22 protein-coding genes are annotated in these 26897 nt (G+C 31.8%); 13 read left to right on the top strand and 9 right to left on the bottom strand.

Going from position 1 to position 26897, the window contains the following annotated elements; genetic code table 11:
* The first annotated feature begins 112 nt into the window (after positions 1–112).
* A complete protein-coding gene (locus ACOSP6_RS10750) occupies positions 113–1846 on the top strand; it encodes a sodium:solute symporter family protein (protein ID WP_422093418.1) in 1734 nt (577 codons plus the stop codon).
* 32 nt (positions 1847–1878) lie between these two features.
* Here ACOSP6_RS10750 and ACOSP6_RS10745 read toward each other — a convergent pair whose 3' ends face one another.
* Positions 1879–3237 carry a tetratricopeptide repeat protein gene (locus ACOSP6_RS10745; RefSeq protein WP_422093419.1) on the bottom strand — a complete coding sequence of 453 codons (1359 nt, stop codon included), beginning with the start codon at positions 3235–3237 and terminating at the stop codon, positions 1879–1881.
* Between the two features lie 217 nt (positions 3238–3454).
* On the opposite strand from ACOSP6_RS10745, the gene ACOSP6_RS10740 reads away from it, so the two are divergent.
* Together ACOSP6_RS10740 and ACOSP6_RS10735 are read left to right on the top strand one after the other, a co-directional pair.
* Positions 3455–3796, top strand: a complete 342-nt coding sequence (locus tag ACOSP6_RS10740) for a DUF2853 family protein (protein WP_422093420.1) — start codon at positions 3455–3457, stop codon at positions 3794–3796.
* An 87-nt stretch (positions 3797–3883) separates the two neighbouring features.
* On the top strand, positions 3884–5311 hold the full coding sequence (locus tag ACOSP6_RS10735) for an L-serine ammonia-lyase (protein WP_422093421.1): 1428 nt from the start codon (positions 3884–3886) through the stop codon (positions 5309–5311).
* A gap of 10 nt (positions 5312–5321) precedes the next feature.
* Here ACOSP6_RS10735 and yaaA read toward each other — a convergent pair whose 3' ends face one another.
* A complete protein-coding gene (yaaA, locus tag ACOSP6_RS10730; protein ID WP_422093422.1) occupies positions 5322–6080 on the bottom strand; it encodes a peroxide stress protein YaaA in 759 nt (252 codons plus the stop codon).
* Positions 6081–6240: 160 nt separating this feature from the next.
* Between yaaA and ACOSP6_RS10725 the strand changes: the two genes are divergently transcribed.
* Together ACOSP6_RS10725 and ACOSP6_RS10720 are read left to right on the top strand one after the other, a co-directional pair.
* Entirely contained in the window at positions 6241–6984 is a 744-nt protein-coding gene (locus ACOSP6_RS10725; protein ID WP_422093423.1) for a hypothetical protein, read from the top strand.
* Positions 6985–7468: 484 nt separating this feature from the next.
* Positions 7469–8170 (top strand): hypothetical protein, encoded by a 702-nt coding sequence (locus ACOSP6_RS10720; protein WP_422093424.1) that lies wholly within the window; start codon positions 7469–7471, stop codon positions 8168–8170.
* 68 nt (positions 8171–8238) lie between these two features.
* Here ACOSP6_RS10720 and ACOSP6_RS10715 read toward each other — a convergent pair whose 3' ends face one another.
* Positions 8239–9051, bottom strand: a complete 813-nt coding sequence (locus tag ACOSP6_RS10715) for a hypothetical protein (protein ID WP_422093425.1) — start codon at positions 9049–9051, stop codon at positions 8239–8241.
* Between the two features lie 121 nt (positions 9052–9172).
* On the opposite strand from ACOSP6_RS10715, the gene gcvP reads away from it, so the two are divergent.
* Positions 9173–12028 (top strand): aminomethyl-transferring glycine dehydrogenase, encoded by a 2856-nt coding sequence (gcvP, locus tag ACOSP6_RS10710; RefSeq protein ID WP_422093426.1) that lies wholly within the window; start codon positions 9173–9175, stop codon positions 12026–12028.
* Positions 12029–12422: 394 nt separating this feature from the next.
* Here gcvP and ACOSP6_RS10705 read toward each other — a convergent pair whose 3' ends face one another.
* From ACOSP6_RS10705 to ACOSP6_RS10690, 4 genes are all read right to left on the bottom strand, one after another.
* Complete coding sequence (locus ACOSP6_RS10705; protein WP_422093427.1) at positions 12423–12710, bottom strand: hypothetical protein; 288 nt, start codon at positions 12708–12710, stop codon at positions 12423–12425.
* A gap of 175 nt (positions 12711–12885) precedes the next feature.
* Positions 12886–13983 carry a methyltransferase gene (locus ACOSP6_RS10700; RefSeq protein WP_422093428.1) on the bottom strand — a complete coding sequence of 366 codons (1098 nt, stop codon included), beginning with the start codon at positions 13981–13983 and terminating at the stop codon, positions 12886–12888.
* Positions 13984–14005: 22 nt separating this feature from the next.
* Complete coding sequence (locus tag ACOSP6_RS10695; RefSeq protein ID WP_422093429.1) at positions 14006–15517, bottom strand: FMN-binding glutamate synthase family protein; 1512 nt, start codon at positions 15515–15517, stop codon at positions 14006–14008.
* Between the two features lie 99 nt (positions 15518–15616).
* Positions 15617–15868, bottom strand: coding sequence for a type B 50S ribosomal protein L31 (locus ACOSP6_RS10690; protein WP_095070479.1), 252 nt, complete (start codon positions 15866–15868; stop codon positions 15617–15619).
* A 186-nt stretch (positions 15869–16054) separates the two neighbouring features.
* Here ACOSP6_RS10690 and ACOSP6_RS10685 point away from each other — a divergent pair, with 186 nt between their 5' ends.
* On the top strand, positions 16055–17098 hold the full coding sequence (locus ACOSP6_RS10685) for a glutaminyl-peptide cyclotransferase (protein ID WP_422093430.1): 1044 nt from the start codon (positions 16055–16057) through the stop codon (positions 17096–17098).
* 8 nt (positions 17099–17106) lie between these two features.
* Positions 17107–18615 (top strand): hypothetical protein, encoded by a 1509-nt coding sequence (locus tag ACOSP6_RS10680; RefSeq protein ID WP_422093431.1) that lies wholly within the window; start codon positions 17107–17109, stop codon positions 18613–18615.
* Positions 18616–18808: 193 nt separating this feature from the next.
* Here the strand turns inward: ACOSP6_RS10680 and ACOSP6_RS10675 are convergent, their stop codons facing one another.
* Entirely contained in the window at positions 18809–19804 is a 996-nt protein-coding gene (locus ACOSP6_RS10675; protein WP_422093432.1) for a hypothetical protein, read from the bottom strand.
* A 72-nt stretch (positions 19805–19876) separates the two neighbouring features.
* Positions 19877–21160 (bottom strand): amidohydrolase family protein, encoded by a 1284-nt coding sequence (locus tag ACOSP6_RS10670; protein ID WP_422093433.1) that lies wholly within the window; start codon positions 21158–21160, stop codon positions 19877–19879.
* A 120-nt stretch (positions 21161–21280) separates the two neighbouring features.
* On the opposite strand from ACOSP6_RS10670, the gene ACOSP6_RS10665 reads away from it, so the two are divergent.
* The 5 genes from ACOSP6_RS10665 to ACOSP6_RS10645 all read left to right on the top strand — a co-directional run bounded on the left by ACOSP6_RS10665 (position 21281) and on the right by ACOSP6_RS10645 (position 26892).
* The gene (locus ACOSP6_RS10665; RefSeq protein WP_422093434.1) at positions 21281–22252 is read left to right on the top strand and encodes a YjgN family protein; all 972 of its coding nucleotides are present in this window, start codon (positions 21281–21283) and stop codon (positions 22250–22252) included.
* Between the two features lie 10 nt (positions 22253–22262).
* Entirely contained in the window at positions 22263–22946 is a 684-nt protein-coding gene (locus ACOSP6_RS10660; RefSeq protein ID WP_422093435.1) for an SDR family NAD(P)-dependent oxidoreductase, read from the top strand.
* Between the two features lie 5 nt (positions 22947–22951).
* Positions 22952–23545: a SprT-like domain-containing protein gene (locus ACOSP6_RS10655; protein WP_422093436.1), complete on the top strand. Its 594-nt coding sequence runs from the start codon at positions 22952–22954 to the stop codon at positions 23543–23545.
* 14 nt (positions 23546–23559) lie between these two features.
* Positions 23560–24636, top strand: a complete 1077-nt coding sequence (locus ACOSP6_RS10650) for a mannose-1-phosphate guanylyltransferase (protein ID WP_422093437.1) — start codon at positions 23560–23562, stop codon at positions 24634–24636.
* 381 nt (positions 24637–25017) lie between these two features.
* Entirely contained in the window at positions 25018–26892 is a 1875-nt protein-coding gene (locus tag ACOSP6_RS10645; protein WP_422093438.1) for a hypothetical protein, read from the top strand.
* The last annotated feature ends 5 nt before the right edge of the window (positions 26893–26897 follow it).

Below are 26897 nucleotides of genomic sequence, written 5' to 3'. Positions count from 1 at the left end.
TTACTTACTTATTTACAATATTCATTGATAAAAATGCGAAATCGTTTTCGATTTTCCATGTTTTTAAATGCTTTTTAAATTATTTAATTACATTAGCATTTAAACCAAAATTATGAAACTTACTCTTCTTGATTACACTATAATTGCAGTATTTTTTATCATTTCTTTACTGATTGGAATCAGAGCATCGAAGTCAGCAGGTAAAAACAGTTCTGAATTTTTTCTTTCAGGAAGAAACATGCCTTGGTGGTTACTTGGAGTTTCGATGGTTGCAACAACTTTTGCCGCTGATACACCAGGACTAGTTACCGAATTAGTTCGCAAAAATGGTGTTTCAGGAAACTGGGTTTGGTGGGCAATGCTATTAACGGGAATGCTTACCGTATTTTTTTATGCAAAATTATGGCGCAAATCGGGAATTACTACTGATCTAGAATTTTATGAGTTACGCTATTCAGGAAAAACTGCTGGATTCCTTAGAGGTTTTAGAGCTATTTATCTTGGTGTAATATTTAACATTATTACCATGGCGGGTGTTTGCTTAGCTGGCGCTAAAATCGCTGCAATTCTTTTAGGTATCGGTCAAGCTGAGATGTTAATTTACTCATCAATAATAGTTGTTATTTATTCATCTTTAGGTGGATTAAAAGGAGTACTGCTTACAGATTTTGTTCAATTTATTATTGCCATGATTGGCTCTGTTTGGGCTACAATTTACATCGTTAACATTCCCGAAATTGGAGGAATAGACACTCTTCTATCTCAATCAACAGTATCAAGTAAACTAAATATTCTTCCTGATTTTTCTGACACTGATAGTTTAATCACCTTATTTATAATTCCATTTGCGGTACAATGGTGGAGCACTTGGTACCCCGGAGCAGAACCAGGAGGCGGTGGATATATAGCGCAAAGAATGTTAGCTGCTAAAGACGAAAAAAATGCTACTTGGGCAACGCTATTTTTTAACTTTGCTCATTATGCATTGCGCCCTTGGCCATGGATTGTTGTGGGATTAGCTTCCTTAGTTTTATTTCCTGATTTAGAAAGTATCAACCAAACGTTTCCTAACTTAACCAAAGAAATGCAGGGAGAAGATGTTGCCTACGCTGCAATGATGACTTATTTACCAGCAGGATTGCTTGGAATTGTATTAACCTCTTTAATTGCTGCGTTTATGAGTACTATTTCAACTCAATTAAATTGGGGAAGTTCGTATGTTGTCAATGATTTTTATGCTCGATTTATAAACACAAACGCTTCGGAAAAGCAAAAAGTAGTTATTGGAAGAGTTACTACTGCTTTGTTAATGCTGTGCGCTGCTTTATTCTCTTTTTACCTTCAATCAGCAAAAGATGTTTTTGATTTATTGCTTCAAATTGGTGCAGGAACAGGCTTGCTTTTTATCTTGAGATGGTTTTGGCACAGAATAAACCCTTATAGTGAAATTGCAGCTATGGCAATTTCTTTTGTCATTGCAATTTTCTTTTTTATTAACGGAAAGTTAGAACAACCATTAATTGATATTCCTGGATATATGCAATTAGTTTTAGGAGTTAGCATTACCACCTTTGGTTGGATTATTGTTACATTACTAACAAAACCTAGCTCAAAAGAAACCCTAAAAACATTTAACGATTTGATTTTTGATTCTGAAGATAAGTTTAAGAATATTGGAAGTAAAATAGCAGCGTTCTGTACAGGAACAATTGGAATTTATTGTTTTTTATTCGCAACAGGAAATTGGATTTACGGAAACATTACGAAAGCTTCAATTTTATCTTTTGTCGCTGTTATTTGTACAATTATCATTCAACAATTATGGAAAAGAAAACTTTTGGAATAATAAAGATTTAAAACAAAACTAAGGTAAAACCTTTAAGAGAATTGAGAAACTATTTGACGAACATTTTCTTTTTCTGATATCGCCGGAAACAATTCGTTGATAACAGAAAACCCTTCACAGTCAATACTTAAAGCATTTTTTAAATGCATGTAAGCATATTCTTCTTTATCTTCAATCATAAACAATCCAAAAAGCCTATATTCTAATTCAGCAAACTCTTTGTAAATATTTTTTGCACTAATTAATATCTCTAAAGCCTCCTTAAAATTACCTTGATAAATTAAAACATCAGCTAAAGCAATATAAACCTCTATATCAATATCTCCTAACTCAATGCACATCTGAAAAGCCTTGATTGTCTCTTCATAAAAGTTAAGCTTAGTATTAATATTTGCATACTTCCTCCAATACATTATGTTTGTATCATCGATTTGCAAAGCTTTATTTATGTAATACAATGCTTTATGGAAATTATCTGCTTCGTAATATAAATCTGTTAATAATAACCAAGCTTTATCTAATAAAGGATCTTCGTATACTGCCTTTTTATAATATTCAATAGCTGTCCCAGGAGCTTCTAATTTTTCATAGCACTCACCTATTCTTACATAAGCATAAGCGGTTGGATCGTCAAGCTCTAAGGTAATCAAGTAATTCTCTATAGCTTCTTCAAAAAAACCCAATTGCTCTAAAGATTTCGCCTTCTCCAAATAACCTCCAATAAAACTCTCATCAATTATAACAGCGTAATCAAAAGCTTTGATTGCATTTTCATAATCTTGAACTTCAAAATATTGCTTTCCTAATTGATGCCATGCGACTTCGCTGTAAGGATTTTTATCAATATATTTTTTTAAAAACTTAATTGATTGTTCGAAATCTTCTTGCATTTCAAAACAATAAACTATGTTGTATAACGAGGAATAATCTTCGTAATCCACATCAATACACTTAGCAAAATTTAAACGAGCATTATCGTAATCATCTAGATACAAATATTCCATACCAATCATAGCCCAAACATCTACTGGATCCTCGACATAATCCAACGACTTTTTTAATACTTCAATCGCCTCAGTGTGTTTTTTGTATTTGGAAAGAATTACAGCCTTCTGAATGAATAATTCGTCATTATTAGGCTCTACAGCTTCAATTTCATTAATTAACGCTACCGCAGACTCAAAATCATCTTCAAAAATAAAGACTTCAATTTTCAATAATTTTAAAGCAATTGAGTGCGGATGCTGACCTAACCCTAATTGAATAGCTTTTTTTGCTAATGCATGTTTCCCTATATTTAAATAATGCTGAATAATATCTTCAAATTCAGTAGCATCAAAAAAATATACATCATTAGTTTTTAACATCGATTCAAACTTTGATAAAGACATAAGATGTAGATTTGAATTTCTTACATAAATCTACTACAAGAAGTACTTTTATTAACATTAATATGTTTTAGTTTTCAACAAATTAATTAACAAATACAACCATTTGAAATATAACTAAATCATTCAGAAGTATTTGTTTGTATTCAATTTGAAATCCTTAATTATTTTTCTATATTTGGATAGAGTTGAAATACGAATTAACTAAATAATAAAAATCATGAGCAAATTCGACGAAAAAGTAGAACTGTATAAGAAATTTATGAACGACAAAGGATTAAGTTTTGATGCAGATTTATTGTCAGCCGTTACCAAAGGTTTAGGCCCTTCTATTTATAAAAAAGATGCCGAGACTGTATCAGGTTCAGACCCAAAAGAGCTTGAAACTGTAAAGAAAAACTTCTTAATCAAAAAGTTAGGCTTATCTGACGGTCCAAAATTAGATGAAGGTATCGCTGATGTAATTGAAAAGATTGGCAAGTCTGAAAGAAATAAATATCGTGCAGTTGTTTACTACCTTTTAGCTAAAAAGTTCGGTAAAGAGTCTGTTTACGGAAAGTAATTTCTGTCTAAATAATTTTTCGAAACCTGCATTGTTTTCAATGCAGGTTTTTTATTTTTGTTATAACAAACAACTATAACTTACTTTATGCATCAATTTATCAGTGTCTTTGACATGTTAAAGATTGGGGTAGGTCCATCTAGTTCTCATACATTAGGACCTTGGAGAGCTGCTCAAAATTGGATTCAAAAATTAGAATCTAATGACTTATTTAATAGTGTTAGCTCTATTAAAGTTGACTTATATGGCTCTTTATCTTTAACAGGTAAAGGACATGCCACAGATTTAGCGGTAGCACTCGGTCTAAGTGGCAAAGACCCTGAGTTTATCCCAATAGATGAGATTACTGCGAATATCGATTCTATAAAACTCCATAACAAATTATATTTTAATGGTGCTAAAGAACTAGACTTTGCGATGGATTCAATAGTATTTAATCGTGAATTCTTACCTTATCACGCCAATGGACTTACTTTTAGAGGTTATGAAAAAAACGGAAACGAAGTTTCAACTGAAACATATTACTCTATTGGTGGTGGATTTGTAATTCAAGAAGAAGAAGAAAATAATTTATTTGAAAACCTACCTGAGCATCATTTCCCTTATCCTATTAACAGAGCTGTTGATTTAGATGGGTATTGTAAGAATGAAGATAAAGCAATTTCTGAGATTGTTCTAGAGAATGAAAAAGTTCTCAAGGCACATGATGAGATAAATAACGAATTAGACAATATTTGGAGCACCATGCTTGAATGCATGTATATTGGTTGTCATACAGAAGGAATATTACCTGGAGGATTAAATGTAAAGAGAAGAGCTTTTGCTACACACCAGAAGTTAATAAAAGACACTGAATATCATGGAATTAATGATTGGATAAGCGCTATCAGAAAAACCGAAGTTAAATTTAGAGAAATCTTAAAATGGGTTAGCTGTTTTGCTTTGGCTGTAAACGAAGTAAATGCTTCTTTAGGTAGAGTTGTTACGGCTCCTACTAACGGAAGTGCAGGAGTAATTCCTGCTGTATTAATGTATTATATGGTAATTGAAAACCACGATGCAACTATAGAACATGTTAGAAAGTTTTTGCTAACAGCTGGTGAAATTGGAAGCTTATTTAAAAAGAATGCTACTATTTCAGCTGCAATGGGTGGTTGTCAAGCTGAAATCGGAGTTTCCTCAGCTATGGCCGCTGCGGCATTAACAGAATTGCTCGGAGGAACACCGGCTCAATGTTTAGAAGCCTCTGAAATAGCTATGGAGCACCATTTAGGTTTGACTTGCGATCCAATTGGAGGGCTGGTCCAAATACCTTGTATAGAAAGAAACGCTATGGGAGCCATAAAAGCTATTAATGCAGCTGAACTAGCACTTGAGAGAGACCCTGGTGATGCTGTAGTTCCACTGGATAAGGTAATAGATACTATGTGGGCTACTGCCAAAGACATGAATAGAAACTACAAAGAAACCTCTGAAGGTGGACTTGCAATAACTGTAGGACTAGCAGATTGCTAATCCTACTGTACTATCTTGTAAAAACCAAATCGTATTCCGTAGACATTTCTTCTGAAAATCGGTACCCTTCAGTATCAAAGCCTTTTAATTGCTCTATGGTTTCGACATGATTATTTACAATATATCGTACCATCAAACCTCTAGCTTTTTTTGCAAAGGTCATAATGGTTTTATATTTTCCATTTTTGAAATCTTTAAAAACTGGAGTGATCATTGGAACCTTAAGTACTTTTTTAGGAATAGCTTTAAAATACTCCGTACTAGCAAGATTGATTAACAATTCGTCTTCCTCTAATTCATCGTTTAAAGATTCGGCTAAGGAGTTACCCCAAAACTGATATAAATTTTCTTTTCTCCCTACTTTTAATTTTGTTCCCATCTCTAATCGGTAAGGTTGAATTAAATCTAAAGGTTTTAACAACCCGTATAAACCAGATAAAATTCTAAGCTTATTTTGTAGTTGCTCAATTTTATCCTCTTCTAAACTCATAACATCAATACCTCTAAAAACCTCCCCGGTAAAACTATATATAGCTTGTTTTGCATTATCAGAATCAAATGGTAAAACCCAACTTTGATTTCGCTCGTAATTTAAAGAAGCTAAATCATCTGAGATTTTCATTAAATCCGACAACTTTTTCCGAGATAAAGTCTTTAACTTTTTATTCAATTTTTCAGATTGATCTAGAAATCGAGGTTGTGTGTAGTCTTTTACTTTAGCCGGTGTTTCAAAATCGAGCGACTTTGCTGGGGAAATAATAATCTTCATTAAATACTAATTTTAAAAGTATAAAATTACAATAGTTTTACCAAACAACGAAATAACCTAACACGTTAAAAATGAACATATAAACACATGTATAGTAATCCAGAAATAAAAAAGTATATATTTACGATCTATAATTTAATAATCCTTAAAAGCGATAAAAATGAAAAAAACAGTTTACATTTTTATGTCATTCTTATTATTAACCTTTGTTGGGTGTGATGATAATGAGAATCTTGTTGAAGAAAATAATGAAACTTTAGAAAGCTCCTTTTTTCAATCATTAGAAAAAAACTCTAGCTATGCATCAAAATCTGTCGCTGGTCAGTTTTTCTTCGTTAATGATTTAATGGCCGGGCAACACGAAGTAGCTGGAACAGTTACAGTTGCATTTGGCATATCAAATTTAGTTGTTACATATACTACTAACAGTAGTTGGGCATTAAACGAAACTCATTTATATGTTGGTGATAAGGATTTAGTTCCTTTAACAAAAAAGGGGAATCCTAAAATTGGTAAATTCCCTTATAAAACTGAACATGATGGAGCTAACGAATTTACTTATACTATCCCAATGTCTTCACTAAATGGAGTCAATTGTTTAACTGTAGCAGCACACGCCGTTGTAACTAAAGTATGTTCAGGTTCACCTACCGGACCTTTACCTGATGGACCTATTGGAGGTTTACCTGGTGGCTCTGCTAAAAGTACTAGCTCTAAGAGTAAAGGTGGAAAAACTAAACCTCAAAGTAATGACAGCGACGATTGTTCAAGAACTGAAACTGCTTGGGGCGCTGGAACTGAATTTGATGGTAATAGTTGGGCAATGTATACTACTTACTGCGGTGGAGTTGGAGGCAGCTCTTCTGGTGAAGGTGTAAACAACCCTTTTGGAGGTAGTAAATAATTTTTAAGAGTTTTTATTAAGTCAATAAGACTTAATAAACTTATTTATAAAATAAAAAAAGGCTTTTAAAAGCCTTTTTTTATTTTATAAATTCTAAGGATACCCAACAAAAACTGGAAGGGTCTCTACCCAAAAAGAAGCCTAGTATTTAGATTGTTTTCTTTTAGATCTTTGCAAAAAAATAGTAACGCTATAAAAACCATCAAGAAAACAAATTTAAATTTAGAGTTTTAGGTAATTAAAAACTTGGCTATGTGAATTCCTTTACTTTTGCTTGTGTTTCAAAATCTAGCGACTTTGCTGGAGAAATAATAATTTTCATTAAATTTTAAATTTAGCACAATAAAATCACAATAGTTTTACGAAACCTTAAAACGGTTTAAGTAATTAATAATGAATACATAAAGATTACCAAAAAAATATGTATTGTAAAAAAAAGTCTATATTTGCCTTCAATAATTTAATAATCCTAAAAACAAAAATTATGAGGGGAACAATTTACGTTTTTATGTTATTATCGCTAATTACCTTTGTTAGTTGTAATAACAATGAAGAAATCGTTGAAAACCAAGAAACAACGGAAAATGCCTTTTTCAAATCAATTGAAAAGATTTCAAACACTTCATCAAGATCAAGTGCACAAGTTATTTTCGAGACTGACTTAATGGCTGGTCAACATCATGTTGCTGGAACAGTTACACTTGCAGTTGACGGATCAAATTTAGTTATCACCTATTCAACTAATAGTAGCTGGGTTTTAAATGAGACTCACTTGTATGCGGGTGATAAAGATTTAATTCCAGTTACTAGAAAAGGAAACCCTAAAATCGGTAAATTTCCTTACAAAGGAGAGCATGATGGAGTTAATGAATTTTCTTACACTATTCCAATTTCTGATTTAACAGGAGTTAATTGTTTTGCTATTGCAACTCATGCTGTTGTTACTAGCGTATGTTCAGATTCACCTACTGGGCCATTACCTGGAGGACCTATCGGAACTTTACCTGGCGGATCTGCTCGAGGCTCTAACTCGAAAGGTAAAGGTGGAAAAACTAAACCTGGAAGCGATGACAGTAACGACTGCTCAAGAACAGAAACAGCTTGGGGTGCAGGAACTGGTTTCGAAGGAAAAAGTTGGGCTATGTATACTTCGTTTTGCGGAGGTGGTGGTGGAAATACAGAATAATTATTTCATATTTTCACTTGTTTCAGTGAAAAATATTAAAAAAAAAGGCTTTTTTACAAAGCCTTTTTTTATTTCATAATCTCTAAAGATATCCACCAAAAAATAGGTACAGCCTCCACCAAGAAAGAAGCATAATACTTTGGTTGTTTTCTGCCTGCTCTCTGTAATAAAAATAAAACGCACATAAAAATCATTAAATACACAAATTTAAAAGAGCGGTTTGGAGTAATTAAAAACTCAATCACCATAGTAAAAGCAAGTAATACAAAACCCATTTTCTTTGTTCTCTCAACACCAATAAGTTGAGGTATAGTTTGTAATCTTTTTTTATCAAATCGTAAATCTCTAATATCAAAAGGAAGAGTCAAAACAATAACAAAAAAGAAACGCTGTATAAAACCTAAAGCACACGTATAATTAATCTCACCCTTATTCAACACCGGAACTAAAAAAGTAACTCCAGCCCAAACTAGGGCGATAATTATGATTTTTAAAGAGGCAATACTTCTTAAGTTTATAGAAAACCTATCAAATAAAGGAACCGCATAAAACAGTGTTAGTAAACCAAAAGGAATAAATAAAGAAAGTGTCTCTAGACTTAATTGAGCCCCATAGTAAATCATTAACAAAAAAGCACATAGCGAAAACAATTGAATTAACCTGAGGTTTTTAGTCAAACTCAAATGGTGTAATCCAGCGATACCAGCATATTTAACAAAATTATAACCAGTAATTGTTCCATAAAAAATGAAATAATTCAGAGGCTCATTGTAAGAAAAATCAAAATACAATTCTGTAATTCTAACTAAACTATAAACCGCTAAAGCCACATGAATACTAGAGTTTAAATAAAACTCAAAAACAGATTTAAAAACTTTCACATTACAAAGGTAATTCAATTGTTTATAACCATTATAAACAGTTAATAATTTAGGATTCTCCTTGTTACAAAATCCTTAAGTTTTAGTTATTTTTGCTATCCAAAATACAACAACACAATAAATGAATACAAATTCGTTTCAACTACGTCATATTGGTCCTAGAGCTAAAGAACAAGAAGCTATGTTAAAAACTGTTGGAGTAGACAGTTTGGATCAATTAATTTATGAGACAATTCCAGACGACATTCGCTTGAAAGATGAGCTGGATTTACCTAAAGCTTTAAGCGAGTATGAATATTTAAATCACATTAATGAGTTAGGAGCAAAAAACAAAGTCTTCAAAAGTTATATTGGTTTAGGATATCATGAAGCTATTCTTCCAAGTGTAATTCAACGAAATATTCTAGAAAACCCAGGTTGGTATACAGCTTACACACCTTATCAGGCGGAAATCGCTCAGGGTCGTTTAGAAGCACTATTGAATTATCAAACCATGGTTTGTGATTTAACAGGAATGGAATTAGCGAACGCCTCATTACTTGATGAAGGGACTGCTGCTGCCGAAGCTATGGCTTTATTATTTGATGTAAGAGAGCGCGCAAAGAAAAAAGCAGGAGCTAATAAATTCTTCGTTTCAGAAGAAATTTTACCACAAACTTTATCAGTGCTACAAACTCGTGCAATTCCAATTGGTATTGAATTAATAGTTGGTGATCATACGAAGTTCGATTTTGCTGATGATTATTTTGGAGCAATTTTACAGTACCCAGGGAAGTACGGACAAGTTTATGATTATGCTGATTTCGTTACCTCGGCTAATGCAAATGATATTAAAGTAGCTGTTGCTGCTGATATTTTATCTCTCGCTATCTTGAAAGCTCCTGGAGAATTTGGTGTTGATGTAGTTGTTGGAACTACGCAACGTTTTGGAATTCCTTTAGGATATGGAGGACCTCACGCAGGTTACTTCGCAACAAAAGAAGCGTACAAGAGAAGTATTCCTGGAAGAATCATTGGAGTAACAAAAGATGCTAGCGAAAAAAGAGCATTACGAATGGCACTTCAAACTCGTGAGCAGCATATCAAAAGAGAAAGAGCTACCTCAAACATTTGTACAGCGCAAGTTTTATTAGCAGTTATGGCTGGTATGTATGCTGTTTATCACGGGAAAGAAGGAATTCAATATATAGCAAATAGAGTTCATAACGCTACGACTACGCTAACTGCAGCTCTTGAAAGATTAGGTTTCAAACAAAAAAACAGCTCATACTTTGATACTATTTTAGTTGAAGTTGAATCAGAAAAACTTAAAGCTGTTGCTGAAGGAAACGGAATTAACTTCAATTATGTTGATAAAAATCATGTTTCAATTTCTTTAAATGAAACTGTAGGATTAAAAGAAATTAATGCCATTGTTGATTGCTTCGAACAAGCTTTCAACATTCAAGACATTACAATTACGGAGTTTACAAGTAAAGAAGTAATTGAAGAAAATGTAAAAAGAAACACTTCATTCTTAGATAATGAAATTTTCAACTCGTATCATTCAGAAACTGACATGATGCGTTATATTAAAAAATTAGAACGTAAAGATTTAGCATTAAATCATTCTATGATTTCTTTAGGATCTTGTACAATGAAATTAAATGCTGCATCTGAAATGCTTCCTTTAAGTAACCCACAATGGGGAAATATTCACCCATTTGTGCCGTTAAATCAAGCTGAGGGATACCAAACTGTATTAAAGAATCTTGAGCATCAATTAAATGTGGTTACAGGTTTCGCTGCAACGTCTTTACAACCAAACTCTGGAGCGCAAGGTGAATTTGCCGGATTAATGGTAATTAGAGCATATCACTTAGCAAACGGAGATTCTCATAGAAACATCTGTTTAATTCCATCTTCTGCGCACGGAACAAATCCTGCTTCAGCAGTAATGGCTGGAATGAAAGTAGTGGTTACTAAAACTGACGAAAAAGGTAACATTGATGTAGAAGATTTAAAAGCAAAAGCTGAATTGCATAAAGATAATTTAGCTGCTTTAATGGTAACTTATCCTTCTACTCACGGAGTATTTGAGAAAGCTATTCAAGAAATTACTCAAATTATTCACGATAACGGCGGACAAGTATATATGGACGGTGCAAACATGAATGCTCAAGTTGGATTAACAAATCCTGCTACCATTGGTGCTGATGTTTGCCACTTAAACTTACATAAAACATTCGCTATTCCTCATGGAGGTGGTGGACCAGGAGTTGGACCAATTTGTGTTGCTCCACAACTTGTTCCATTTTTACCTACAAACCCATTAATTCCAACTGGAGGAGACAATCCTATTACATCTATTTCTGCGGCTCCTTGGGGATCAGCTTTAGCATGTTTAATCTCTTACGGTTATATCACTATGTTAGGCTCAAAAGGTTTAACAGATTCAACTAAAGTAGCTATTTTAAATGCCAATTATATGAAAGAGCGTTTACACGGTCACTTTAGCACACTTTACACCGGAGAAATGGGTCGAGCAGCTCACGAAATGATTTTAGACTGTCGCGAGTTCAAACAAAAAGGAATTGAAGTTGTAGATATCGCAAAAAGATTAATGGATTATGGATTCCACGCTCCTACCGTATCTTTCCCTGTTGCAGGAACAATTATGGTTGAACCAACTGAAAGTGAAAGTATCGCTGAATTAGATCGTTTTTGTGATGCATTAATTTCTATTCGTAAAGAAATAGAAGAAGCAACTAAAGAAAACCCTAACAACGTTCTTAAAAACGCTCCACATACACAGGAAATGTTAACTTCGGATACTTGGGACTTACCTTATTCAAGAAAAGAAGCTGCGTTCCCATTGGAATATATTGCAGAAAATAAATTCTGGCCATCAGTTAGAAGAGTTGATGATGCTTATGGTGACAGAAATTTAATATGTTCTTGTAATCCTATCGAGGACTATATGGAAGCCGAAGCTTAATACATATAAATAGTTAAAATTATAAAGACTTAAAGACACAAATCTTTAAGTCTTTTTTTTAACTAAAAACCGCGGTTATCAAAGATGACCGCGGTTAAAAACTAATGTATGAGAAAAATTAATACTAGTTAAACCCCTACTTATAGCTAGCATTAAAACTGTAGATACTTATTCACCTCTCATTAGTGAAAAAGCAATATTATTTACTACTCTAGTAGTAAAATATTTTGACTAATAAACAATTTATGAAACCATAGCAACGTGTCTCATAGCTCTTGCAATAGAGTAAATTCTATTTTAATCTATAAAATATACTTGTTAATAATATCCTAAAAAGAAAACCTCTTTAGAATTAAATATCTAAAGAGGTTCTCATTATACTAAGCTTATATATTTATGCCACGCTTACTATTCTTTGTAATGGTATTAGAGTTGCTTGCTTGAGTATTACAGATTTATCCGTAAGCCCCCAAACCGTAGTTTCTACTCTTTTGTAACCATCATCATCCACAAAAACAATTTTTACTTTCTGTCTTTCAATATTCCCGAGTACAAGGGCTCGTTTTAAATCAATAGAACGATTAATCTGATCATTTTTTCGTTCTAAAATCTCATCTTTTGGGAAACTAAGAGCTGCTATTTGCTCTTTTTCAACATTTTTAATTGAGTAACTGAATTTCATGGTAAAATAGGATAGGGATTAAAAATTAATTGTCATTTATTTAAATAAATCTGACATTTAAAGATACTCTAGAATTATTATATCCGAATCTATCATCTGTAAAAAGTAAGGAATCATCGATAAAATGAATGTTTTTTACGATAAACCAAAAATCACAACCAAAAACCTGCGAAAATCACAAAAAACACTCGTAGACTATAAATTTTGAATTCTTAGATAAGACAGTAATGCTTGAAAACAACTTTTCTAAATGGGTTTTATAATTTAAATGGATATTTGCTACCATTACAAAACGTCCATTATCTTTTAGACAGCTTGTAATTCTCTCAAATAAACTTAAACTTACCTCTATATTGTTTTCATGCTCAAAATGAAAAGGAGGATTAGAAATTATTAAATCAAATTGATTTTCTTTGACACCTTCTATAATATCGGTACAAATAAAATTTGACCTATTTGGAAGAAGATTCAACTTAGATGATTCTATTGCTAGATTAAAGTCATCTACTAATGTTACTTTTGACTTTTTGCTTTGACGCAATACTTCATAAGATAATATTCCATTTCCAGAAGCAACATCTAATACCTCTAGTTCATTTTCTTTTACCTTTAAATTTTGGAGTAGAAATTGAGTTCCTATATCGATTTTATCCGAAGAAAAAACTCCTAAGAATTGCTTTAAAATAGCATCATTCCATTTTATACTTTTAACCAAATCTTTATCAGAAACAACTATCTCTTCATTTGGTTCTTTTAAAATTAACAATCTAGATTTTTTCCAAGCCTTCGATTGTTCTAAAGTATTAAAATATTTTTGAGCGATTTTTAAGTATGCTGGTGTAAAATACTTAGTCATAAAACCACAAACTATCTTTGTTTGACTATGAGATGCTTTATGTATCTGCGAAAGAAACAACTCAAATAGTTCTAATGACTTCGGAATTTTAATTAAAGCAATATCAACTTTTTCTAACTTTTCTAATGGCGTTTTAAAAAAGACGTTAGTTGATAAGTTATTATTTTTCAAATTGTTTAAAACCGCCTTTTTCTGACTGGCATACGTCCAAATTGTCTCTTTTACTCTATCATTTAAAATACAGTTCCAAACACCAAATCTATCGTTGTAAATATGTAATTTCTCCTGAGGATAATCTTGAATATAGTTTACCGCTAAAATTTCTGCGTTGCTCCATGCACGCAAAGCATTATCTTTTGTTTCAGGATAGCGTGTTAAGGTGAACTCTCGTGAATTAATCTGTAGTTTTGTTTCCAAAAATTAAACGATTCTTTTGCTTTTAATTAAAGTAAATCTGCTCGAGAGAAGTAATATTTCCGTCTTTATTTCTTCTAAAGACATCTTTTGCCGTAATATCATCAATAGACTTCTTACCCATTGCCGAAACAACCTCTTTTACTGCCGCTATCGTATTTGCATGATAATTTTTAACTCTTACATTTTTATACTCAACAACGAGCGCTTCAACTAAGTCTTCGTCTTGCGTTGCGACACCAACAGGACAAGTATCTAAATTACATTCTCTTGCTTGAATGCAACCTAAACTCAACATAAAACTTCTAGCCATTCCAACCGCATCAGCACCCATAGCTTTCATCTTTATTATATCAAAAGCATCAATAGCTTTTCCACTTGCTATAATTTTAATCTGATCTCTCAAACCATATTTATGAAGCGTTTTATTCACAAATGAAAGCCCTTCTAACAATGGCGTTCCAACATAATTTGTAAACTCTAAAGGAGCAGAACCCGTTCCACCTTCTCCCCCATCAACAGCAATAAAATCAGGGTAATTACCTGCTTGAGAAAATGCTTTAATCATTTCATCTATTTCATCATTATTACCAACGCAAAATTTTATTCCTATTGGTTTTCCATTACTTAAATCTCTAACTTTTTGTAAAAAACCAATCATCTCCTCAAAATTTGAAAATGCCGAATGACTTGGAGGTGAATCAACCCTAGTATAAGGTTCAACAGATCTAATTTTAGAAATCTCTAGTGTATTTTTCTTTGCAGGTAAAATTCCTCCGTGTCCTGGTTTAGCACCTTGAGAAAGCTTTATTTCAATCATTTTAACCTCAGGCCTTATGGCATTTTCTCTAAAAATCTCATCATCGAAATATCTTTTACCATCGACTGTTTTTCCTGCACCGAAATATCCGGTTCCCACCTGAAAAATTAAATCACCGCCTTGTAAATGATAAGGAGAAACTCCTCCCTCCCCAGTATTATGAGCGAAACCGCCCATTTTTGCACCTTGATTCAATGCCATAATTGCATTTTTACTTAAGGATCCAAAAGACATTGCTGAAATATTAATAATAGAACTTTTGTATTTCTGAGAACATTTATCTGAACCAAAAACCACACAATCACCAATTACTTCGTGATGATCCGTTGGAAACAATGAATGCTTCACAAACTCATATCCTTTTTGATATAAGTTATGTTGCGTTCCAAAAGGTATTGTTTCTATTTCTTTTTTTGCTCGTTGATAAACAATACTTCGCTTCTCTCTATTTATTGGAGTTCCATTTAAATCATCCTCTATAAAATACTGTTGAATCTTCTCTCTTTCCTCTTCAAAAAACCATCTTAAACGTGCTACAATTGGAAATGCTCTTAACAAAGAATGTTTTTTCTGCAGAAATGCATCGTAAACTCCTAAAATTGTAAAAGCAGATACAATGGTTAAAAGAATATAATTACCCAAATCAGGCATAAACCAAACTAGTAATCCACATAAAACATTAATAACAATTACTATTGTTAAAATGGTATCTCTCATTTTTCTAAATTTAATTTTGGTTAAAAATACAAGATTTATTGCATAAAAAAAGCTCTAACATTATTCGTTAGAGCTTTTAATATTGTATCAAAGTTAGAATTACTTCTTGAACTTTGCATATTTGTTTTTGAACTTATCAATACGTCCTGCAGTATCAACTAACTTAGACTTACCAGTATAAAACGGGTGAGAAGTTCTAGAAATTTCTAATTTTACTAATGGATACTCTACACCATCTACATCTAAAGTTTCTTTAGTATTTGCTGTAGATCTAGTTAAAAACACATCTCCGTTAGACATATCTTTAAACGCTACCATTCTGTAATTTTCTGGGTGTATACCTTTTTTCATCTTTATAAACTTTTAATTTAATTTGAATTTGTTTAAAATTGGTAAGGTTTTAAACGCCTTCAGAAAAATCAAAAAACCTGCAATGGCTATTTGAGGCTGCAAATTTAACCCTTTTTTTTAAATTCCAAACAAATAAATTAGTTTATTTGTATAAAATTACATCAAAAAATCCGCAACCAAAACAATATGAAATTTATTAAGCAAGCTTCAATCATTAGTTTATTAGTGTTAACGTTAAATTCTTGTGGAGAAGCTAGTTATCGTTTTAAAGTAAATACTCCTAAGAAAACTACTCTTGGAGAGACCGTAACTGTAAAGTTCGAACAACTAGAAGGAGCAAAAGCTGATAGCGTGCATGTATTTGCAGGAACGAAAAAACTTGCTCTTGAAAATAATACAGCTACAATTAATACAAATGATCTTGGAGTTGGAAAACACCCAATTACTGCACTTGCTTTCATTCCTGGTAAAGTAAAAAGGATTAATAATTCTATCGAAGTATTTTCTAACAAGAAATACGAAAGCTATACCTACAAAATTGTAAACACCTATCCACATGACCCAAAAGCTTTTACACAAGGCTTGGAGTTCCACAATGGCTTTTTATATGAAACTACAGGTCGTAATGGGCAATCTTGGTTGAGAAAAGTTGAATTAGAAACTGGAAAAGTACTTCAACAATATGACTTAAGTAATAAGTATTTTGGGGAAGGAATGACTATAATCGATAATCAGATTTTTTGGTTGACGTGGAAAGCTGGTAAAGGTTTCGTTTTTGATTTAGATACTTTTAAAATCGTTAAAGAATTTAAATATCAAAAGAGTATTGAAGGTTGGGGTTTAACGCATTCTGAGAACGCTTTAATTAAATCTGACGGATCAAATAAATTGTGGTTTTTAAATCCTAAAACTCAAAAAGAAGAAAAAAGTATTCAGGTATATACAGATAAAATTACTTTAGAAAAGTTAAACGAATTAGAATATATAAACGGTAAAATTTATGCGAATTATTGGCAAAAACCGTTTATAGCTATAATTAATCCTGAAAATGGTGTTGTTGATGGTGTTGTTGAGCTCAAAGGTTTAGTAACTGAAATCAAAAAAACACAAAAAATTGTTGATGGTGATGACGTTCTAAACGGAATTGCTTTTGACAAAGAAAATAATCGTTTATTTGTTACTGGAAAAAATTGGGGTAAATTATTTGAAATAGAAATTATTAAGCAATAATAAACATCATGAAGTACATACAGACTGTCCTTATTTTACTAATTATAGTTGCAGTTAGCTCTTGTAGAAAAGACTTTAGTACTGTTGCAAGCTCTGGTAAACTGGAATTTTCAAAGGATACTGTGTTTCTTGATACTATATTCACAAATATTGGTTCTGCCACTTACAATTTAAAAGTTTATAATAGGAGTAGCAACGCTATAAGTATTCCCGAAATACGATTAGAAAATGGTATTACCTCCAACTATCGCTTAAATGTTGATGGGATTCCCGGGAAGATTTTTCAAGACATAGAAATCTTAGGAAATGATAGTATTTTTGTTTTTGTTGAAACTACTGTAGACGTAACCTCTATTCCAGATCCATTATACACGGATAAAATATTATTTGATAGTGGTGACAATCAACAAGATGTTGACTTAGTTACCTTAGTTCAAGATGCTACGTTTATTTTTCCTGAAAGAGATCCAATTACCATGGAAATTGACCAACTTACGCTAAACAGTCAGGCAACAACTATTCAAGGAAGATATTTAGAGGATAGTGAACTTACTTTCACAAATGAAAAGCCATATGTAATTTACGGTTACGCAGCTGTTCCTCCGAATAAAACATTAACTATTGAAGCCGGAGCTAAAATTCATTTTCATAACAATTCTGGTTTAATTGTGGACGAATTAGCAACTTTAAAAGTGAACGGAACGCTAAATGAAAAAGTTACCTTTGAAGGAGACCGATTAGAACCATTTTTTGATAAAGTTCCGGGGCAATGGGGAACTATTTGGATGCGTGCTGGAAGCAAAGACAATGAGCTTAATCATTCTATTATTAAAAATGGAATTATTGGTGTTTTGGTTGATAGTTTAGGAACAGCAAATGTACCTACACTTAAAATTGATAACAGTGAAATTTATAATCAATCGAGCTTTGGTATTCTAGGAAGAGAAGCAGAAATTGAGGCTACTAATGTTGTTATTGGAGATGCTGGTCAAGCTTCTTTTGCGGGAACCGTTGGAGGTTCATACAATTTTACGCATTCTACTTTTGCAAATTATTGGAATAATAGTTTGCGCTCGTTACCAGCTGTTCTTATCAATAATTTCTTTGTATTTGAAAATGACCTAGGACAAGAAGTTACCGACACTAGGGATTTAATCGCTGCAAATTTTACAAATTGCATTATCAATGGAGGTAATAATATTGAATTTGTATTAGATAAAGTAGATGGTGGTTTGTTCAATTACAATATTGAAAATTGTTTAATTCAGTTTGATGATTTCAATAATACTTTTGCTAATAATAATGAATTAAATTTCAGCGATACTTCGCATTATTTAAACAATATCATCAATGGAAATCCTAACTTTATCGGAAGATTTGATGAAGATTTTAGAATCGGAGATCAAAGTGATGCCATTAACAAAGCAAAGGCAACTTCTATATCTTTAGACCTTTTAGGAATAGATAGAACATTCTCTCCTGATATTGGCGCTTATCAGCACATTGTTCCAGAATAATCTATTTGAACTTTTTACTTTAACTATAGACTTCCTACCATTTATCGAATTTTACTTAAAACACTGAAATTCTGTAGTATATTTGTATCAAAGTTTGTTTCATTATAATTATTTATAGTAGTTAATTTGGTTTGTAAAGGACTATTTGTTAAGGATAACGAGTAGTCCTTTTTATTTTCAAGTAGTACATTTATTATTTTGAGAACAAATTCAAAAAAGCTCGTTTATCATCAATTATTAAAGCTAAAGCTTTTGCTTCCTTTTTAATTCCATAAATACTTTCAAACTCTATTTTCTCTTTAAAATGGATAATTGTATTATGTCCGCTTAGCTGTCCCAAAAACGAAAAATATTGTATCTCTTCATCTTCAATATCTTTTGAATTAAATTCGACATTTTCAATATTGTCAGTAGTAACTTTAGCAAATCCAGCAAAACCAAATCTTAGAATTAGTTCTTTCTTTTCGGTATTGAATAAAATTGGTCTTTTTTGAATAGCTTTGAGTAAAGCCAAGAACTGTAAAAGAGTATAAACACTTAGAGTTGTTAATATCCATGCAGCAATAATGCTCCACTTTACAACTATGAAATGTAACACAAAAGTTTCAATCATTATGACTAAAATGATTCCTAAAAACACGCCATTATACGTTCCTTCTTTATAATAGCTAAATAAACCTTCTGAATTTTTCGTTTTTTTCCAATTGAAAAATAGGTAATAGAAAACCGTAATTTCTGCACTAAGAAAGTGAGCTATTTTTTCCGGAAAAACCTGAGCAGTCGCAATTCGAATAGAATCGTAAAAATCTAAATTCTCATTCGTATTTTTATACGTTTTAAAAAGCAATCTAGCTTTATGGATGATCAAACTAACCACTCCAACCTCAAGTAAAGGAACTATATATATTTTTGCGTAACTCAATGCATTTTGATCGCTATTAGGAATAAAATAACTAGCCATTAAAGTAGCGAGAACAAAGACTGAGAAAACTGTAAACTTAGGAATCTTCTTTTTTCGAATTAAAAGAAAATAAATAACTGGTATTGTAAGTAGAAAATCTATCGTTATATACACTGAAAAATCAGAAGAATAAAAATTTGATTTAATCAATAAAATTAGACTCAAAAAAAGAAGAGCAGGAATAATTATAAAATCATACCTGCTCCAATATTTGTGTGATGTTAACATATCTAACTACTTTTAATAATTAGTAGTTTTAATTTATGTTTTGTTACATTGAAATCACTTATTTTTTAAATATTATTCATTTTTATAAACTACTCCATCTTTCATTACAAAAACTACATTTTCCATCGTTTTAATATTTTTTGTAGGATCCTCATCAACAGCAATAATATCCGCGAAAAAACCAGTATTTATTTGTCCAATTTCATTTTCCATTTTTAAGATTTTGGCATTCGTAATGGTTGCTGATTGAATTGCTTCTATTGCAGGCATTCCCGCTTCAACCATATAACCAAATTCTTTTCCGTTATTACCGTGTTTGAACACACCAGCATCTGTACCAAAAGCGATACTCACTCCTCGTTTATATGCTTTTGTAAAAGTTCCTTGAATTTGAGGACCAACAGCCAATGCCTTAGGAACAACTATTGCCGGATAATATCCTTCAACTTTTGCCTTCTCTTCTACTTCTTTTCCTGCCGTAATTGTTGGAACTAAGTAAACGTCATGTTTCTTCATTAAATCCATAGTAGCTTCACTCATATAAGTTCCATGTTCAATAGTTTTTACACCTCCAATAATCGCTCTTTGCATTCCCTCATCTCCATGGGCGTGAGCTGCCACATGCATTCCGTAATCTTTAGCCATATCACAAATGGCCTTAATTTCTTCTATTGTAAACTGAGGGTTATCTCCACTTTTTGCTACACTCAAAACACCTCCAGTTGCCGTAATTTTAATACAATCAGCTCCGTTTTTATAACGTTGACGGACAGCTTTTTTTGCATCCTCAACACTATTTACAATTCCTTCCTTAGGTCCAGGATCTCCTATTAAAACTCTTCTACTTCCATTTGTAGGATCGGCATGGCCTCCAGTAGTTGCCAAAGATTTTCCTGCAGTAAACACCCTTGGACCAGGTATTTTTCCTGCATCAATCGCTTTTCTTATTGAAATATTAACTCCCGTTCCTCCTAAATCTCTCACTGTTGTAAAACCTTTTAATAAAGTGGTTTTGGCAAAACCAACAGAATTAAACGCTACATCTGCTTCATCCAAAACATATCTTTCTAATCTAGTTCTAGGTCCAAATTCATTTTCAATATGTACGTGCATATCAATTAAACCAGGCATCACAACCTTATCTTTTAAATCAATAAGTTTATCTGTTTTATTTCTTGGTATCACATAGCCATCAATAACGTTGGTAATTTTATTTTTTTGAACCACTATTGTTTGTTCTTTCTTTATAGCTCCGGATTTCGTATCAATCAATTTACCGCAAAGAATATATGTTGTTTGCCCAACCAGACTAACAGTTGAAAGTAGGAAAAGACATAGAAGAAATAGCTTTCTCATTTTTAATAAAAAATTAAGTTTAATAGAACTCTAAAATAGCTAATTTCACATTAAAAATTCAAAAGTTGTATAACAGAAAATAAAATCGCAATTTTGATTTACTAATTAGCAAACTATTTTATGGCAAGTTTTTCAGGACTTTTTTCGGATAAAAAAGATTTTAATTATTTTGGAAAAGGAAGCGAATTTGCGCTTATCTTTTTCAAAAATATTTTTTTAACAATTATAACACTGGGAATTTATTATCCATGGGCAAAAGTTGAATTATTAAAATATCACTATCAATCAACGGAAATAGATAAAAGCTCTTTTAAATTTCACGGAACTGGAAAAGAAGTTTTTCTAGGATTTCTTAAAATTTATGCAATCCTATTTATATTCTATGTATTTTTAGGATACGGAGCCTATATTGACAGTCCTAAGTTTACAGGAATTACTATTGGAGTATTTTACTTGTTATTCCTCTTATTAATTCCGTTTGCAATTCATGGAGCTGTTCGTTACAGAGCTTCAAAAAGTTCATGGAAAGGAATTCATTTTTCGTATTTAGGAGATAAAATGGAGCTATTCTGGAAATGTTTAATCGGAACTTTGTTGACAGTTCTAACGTTAGGTATTTATGGAGCTTGGTTCAGTATTGACATCAGAAAATATGTGTTGAGTCATTTACGCTTCGGAAATCTTTCTTTTGATTTTAAAGGTGAAGGAAGTACTTTCTTTTTAATCAACTTGAAATTCTTCTTCCTATTCTATTTAACATTAGGAATTTATACAATTTGGTATATCAAGGAATTATATTCTTTTTACGCTGACAATACAACAATTACCCAAAACGGAAGAGAAATAAACTTTCGCTTTAACGCAAAACCAGGAGATATCTTCGAACTATTAATAGTCAACTTTTTACTAGCTGTTGTAACTTTTGGACTAGCAACTCCTTGGATAATTGTAAGAACTCAAACATTTATTTTCAGATTTTTAGAAATTGAAGAAGGATTAAATACAGATGCCATTCAAAAAATAAATTATGATAATTATAAAGATGCTTCTGGAGATAGTTTTTTAGACTTCTTAGATCTTGATCTTTTATAAAACCAAACTAATGAAGAAAAACATAGTTATAACAGGAACAAGTAGAGGAATTGGTTTTGAATTGGCACAACAGTTTGCCGAAGCGGGACATCAAGTAATTGCTCTATCAAGAAATAGTAAGCCATTAGAAAAAGTAAGCCACAATAACATATTACCAATTTCGACCGATTTAATGAATGAAGCTTCTTTACAGCAAGCAGCTTCAGTTATAATTGAAAAATTTGGTCATGTTGACATTTTAATCAATAATGCGGGAATGTTGGTTAATAAACCTTTTGAAAAATTAACCTCTGAAGATTTTTTAAAAGTGTACCAAGTGAATGTTTTTGCTGTGGCACAATTAACACAAAAATTAGTCCCACACATGACATCGGGAAGTCATGTTATCACCATTAGTAGTATGGGAGGAATTCAAGGAAGTATGAAATTTCCAGGATTAGCAGCTTATAGCTCTGCTAAAGGAGCGGTTATTACTTTATCTGAATTGTTAGCAGAAGAGTACAAAGAAAAAGGTATTGCCTTTAATGTTTTAGCTTTAGGAGCCGTTCAAACAGAAATGTTAGAAGAGGCTTTCCCTGGTTATCAAGCACCTATCAGTGCAAAAGATATGGCAGATTACATTTATGGATTTGCACTAACTGGAAATAAAATTTATAACGGAAAGGTATTACAAGTTTCTAGTTCAACACCTTAATCTCTTTGGAAAACACCCTACAAAAATACATCGATGAAAAAGCAATTCCTTTAGTAGTTTACTTAATTAATGAACATAAGGTAAACCTCAAAATTGTAAATGAGCGGCAAACAAAACATGGCGATTTTCGAACTTTACCCAATGGTAAAACTCAAATTACAGTAAATAACAATCTGAATAAACATCAGTTTTTACTCACATTAATTCATGAAATTGCTCATCATGTTACTTATAAAAAGTTTGGACGCGTGCAACCTCATGGTAAAGAATGGAAAACCGTTTTTCAGCATTTAATGCTACCTTTTTTACAGCCAACTATTTATCCACCTAAAATACTTCCTTTCTTAGCAATTCACATGAAAAACCCAAAGGCAAGTACCGATGCGGATGCAAAATTATCTTTCGCTTTACGAGAAGGCATGGCTAAACCGGGAAAGAGTTTTATATTTGAAATCCAGAGAGAAGGTATATTTCAGTATAAAAATATACTTTATAAACGTGGAAATAAAAGAAGAACACGCTATGAGTGTTTAAATCTCAGCAACAAACGCGTTTATCTTTTTAATCAAAATGTTGAAGTTTTACCCATAAAACAATAAAATCAAGCTTATTTATGAAGAATAATTTTTACGCAGTGATTATGGCTGGTGGAGTTGGTTCAAGATTCTGGCCTGTAAGTACACAGAAATTCCCAAAGCAGTTCCATGATATGTTAGGAACTGGACAATCATTAATTCAACGCACTTTCGAACGAATTAATGAATTAGTTCCAACCAATAACATTTTAATTGCTACTAATGAAAACTACGAGAAATTAGTTCTTCAGCAAATTCCACAATTAAGTACAAAACAGTTACTATTGGAGCCTGTAATGCGAAATACAGCGCCATGTATTTTGTATTCAGCTTTGAAAATATATCAACAAAATCCCGATGCTGTTATTTTAGTAGCCCCATCGGATCACTGGATCAAAGATGAAGGTGAGTTTTTAAGAAACATTCAAACGTCATTTGAAGCATGCGCTAAAGACGACATATTAATGACTTTGGGTATTCAACCCGATCATCCGAATACAGGTTATGGGTACATTCAATATGAAAATGCAAATGCTGAAATAAAAAAAGTAAAAAACTTCACTGAAAAACCTGATTTACAAACAGCTGAATCATTTCTAGAAAGTGGAGATTATTTATGGAATGCTGGAATTTTTGTTTGGTCTGCAAAAAGTATTTTAAAAGCTTTCAAAGCATATTTACCGAAAATGGTTGACATACTTGATGACGGAAATAACGTTTATAATTCAGATTTTGAAGATGACTTTATAAAGAGTAATTATAAAAAGTGTGAAAATATTTCAATAGATTTTGGAATCATGGAGCGTGCTGAAAATGTTCATGTTTTACCTGTTGATTTTGGTTGGAATGATTTAGGAACCTGGGGGTCTTTATATGGAAAACTGAAGAAAGATGAAGATGAAAATGCAGTTGTTGGAGCCAATGTAATTTTCAGAGATGCCAAAGGAAACATGATTCGCACTGAAAATGGGAAGCGTGTTGTGATTCAAGGTTTAGAGGATTTTATTGTTGTTGAAAAGAAAGATATTATAATGATTTGTCCTAGAAAAGATGACCAAGATATTAAACAAATAATGGCCAATGCTAGAGACGCTTTCGGAAAGAAATTCGTTTAACTAATAATTGGAACAACTCTCCTAGACAAAACAACTATCCACCAAGAATTATTTTTTGGTGGATATCTTTATTAGAGGAATTCTTAGAATTATTTTAATAAATATGAGAGGTTTGTTTAACTAAATTAAGCTTCACGACTTCAAATAACCACTTACAATATAAAACTATCTCAACCAAATTAGGTTTAAATATCGAATTCTATAATCGAATTAAGTCTAATTATACAATTTTTCTTACATATTTTAACATTTTTTAACTCCTAAACAATTTTAGGGTAATTTTGTCGTTAACCTATAAGATTGATAGGGGAATCAATCTGTAAGTGACACCAAATAAAAATGAAAGTCATAAATCTTCATAGATTTTTGACTAGGGGAAAAATGAAAAATAAACTTTTACTATTCGTATTTGCTATTTCTTTTGTAGCAAATGCACAACAATATACCTACGGTATTTATTTTCCTGATGGGGACAGAGAAGATAAATGTAATACGTTCACCAAGGTTTTCAAACAAAAACCTAATTACGTGCGTTTTGGTGTTCGCCTAGAAGAAGACAACAAATTATATTTCGAAGTAAATAACAAAAGCTGGTATAATGCTTTGTTTAAAGAAAAAGGTGATGGAATTGCTGTTGACATTGTTCGTAGAAAAAGATACTCTTGTGATAAAGAAGTAAAACCTTCTCAAATTCGAGGTGTTCTTTTACCTCCTGTATATGAAATTAATAAACCTGGCAAGTTAAAAAGTGTCGGTCTTAATAGGTATAGTGTTTATATTGGTAAAGTACCTCCTAACCTACAAAAGGAAGAAATTGAGTTTAACTTATTATTCTTGCATAACAAAGCCTTCTGTAAATACTACACAATCTATAATTTAGAAAAATACCCTAGAGGTTTATTGGACATGGGTGTATATTTAGACAATATTACCTACAAGAACAAAAGAATTACTTCTAACAAAAACAATATTGTTACCAAGTACAAGAAATTGACTTTTTCTATTCCTTTTGAAAAAGATAAATCTGAGTACAAACCTGAAGATATCAAACCCTTATACGATTCTTTAAAGCTTACAGATTATAATATTAAAAAAATTGACATAAACGCTTATGCTTCAGTAGAAGGTAGTACGGAGAGAAATTTTGTACTGCAAAAACAACGTGCTAAAAGTATCGCAGGTTCATTACAATCTTTTCAAGAACCTAGTATTATTACACGTATTTCAACTTCTGAAAACTGGGTAGAGTTTTTCAATGATATCAAGAAAACAAAGCATAAAAAACTTGTTAAGCTTCCGAAGAAAAATGTAAAAGCGAAACTAATTAATGAATACGCAGCAAACTTAGAACCAATACTAAGAAATCATCGAAAAGCTGTTGTAGTATTATCCCTTGAAAAAAAGGATGAATACAAAGAACTCCATGTTGATCAATTGGTTACTTTATTTAACAAAGCCGTTCGTGCAGATAAACTTGAAGAAGCCTGTGCTATTCAAAATTCTATTTTAGATAGACTTCGAGACAAGTTCAAACCGCAGGTGTTGAAAAACATGAAAATCCCAAAAACAAAAAAGTATTTACGATTACTCACTAAGAATTGCATCTTCAAATACTTTGTGGATTTAAGACAAACCCTGAATGTAGAAAAAGAATTACTGCAACTTGAAAAATTAGAACCAAACGACAAACGTTTAAAATATAACTTAGCCGTTTTAAAGTTTATTATTTGGAAACATAAAGCCCGAAAAATAAATAGAGATAAGTTTAAAAAAGAGATTTTAAACTTAAAAGAATACGGTATTTCGAAAGAGCTTATAGATAAAATGATTGTAAATTATCATATTATAAAAGCTGAGGAGGACTCTAGAAAAAACAATCATGAAGGCAAAGACAAATCTGTAAAATATATTCTAAAATCGTATCAAGATTTGGTTCTTTCAGATTTTGATTATTTAAGCATAGCTCAATTTTTCACTTACTATTCTAGTATTTATGATGCTATCCACACAATTGAAGATAAAGTGAATAATATTACTGTAGACGAAGATTTATTGTTTTATTATTTAAACCTAACGATTACTAAAGAGGAATTAACCAATACTGAAGCATATAGAACCGTTATGTTAAATGCAATAAATATGAATAAAAAACGCTTTTGCGGTTTATATAATTCAGCTTTAAACAAAGGTGTAACTTTTCAACTGTTAGAAGACGAGTTTTTAAGAGCTACCTATTGCGAGAATTGTAGTAAATAACCAAT

Origin of the sequence: Tenacibaculum sp. MEBiC06402 (assembly GCF_049239625.1) — a bacterium.
Lineage (GTDB): Bacteria > Bacteroidota > Bacteroidia > Flavobacteriales > Flavobacteriaceae > Polaribacter.
Note: the sequence above shows the minus strand (reverse complement) of the source record. Positions and strands in the feature narration are given on the sequence as shown.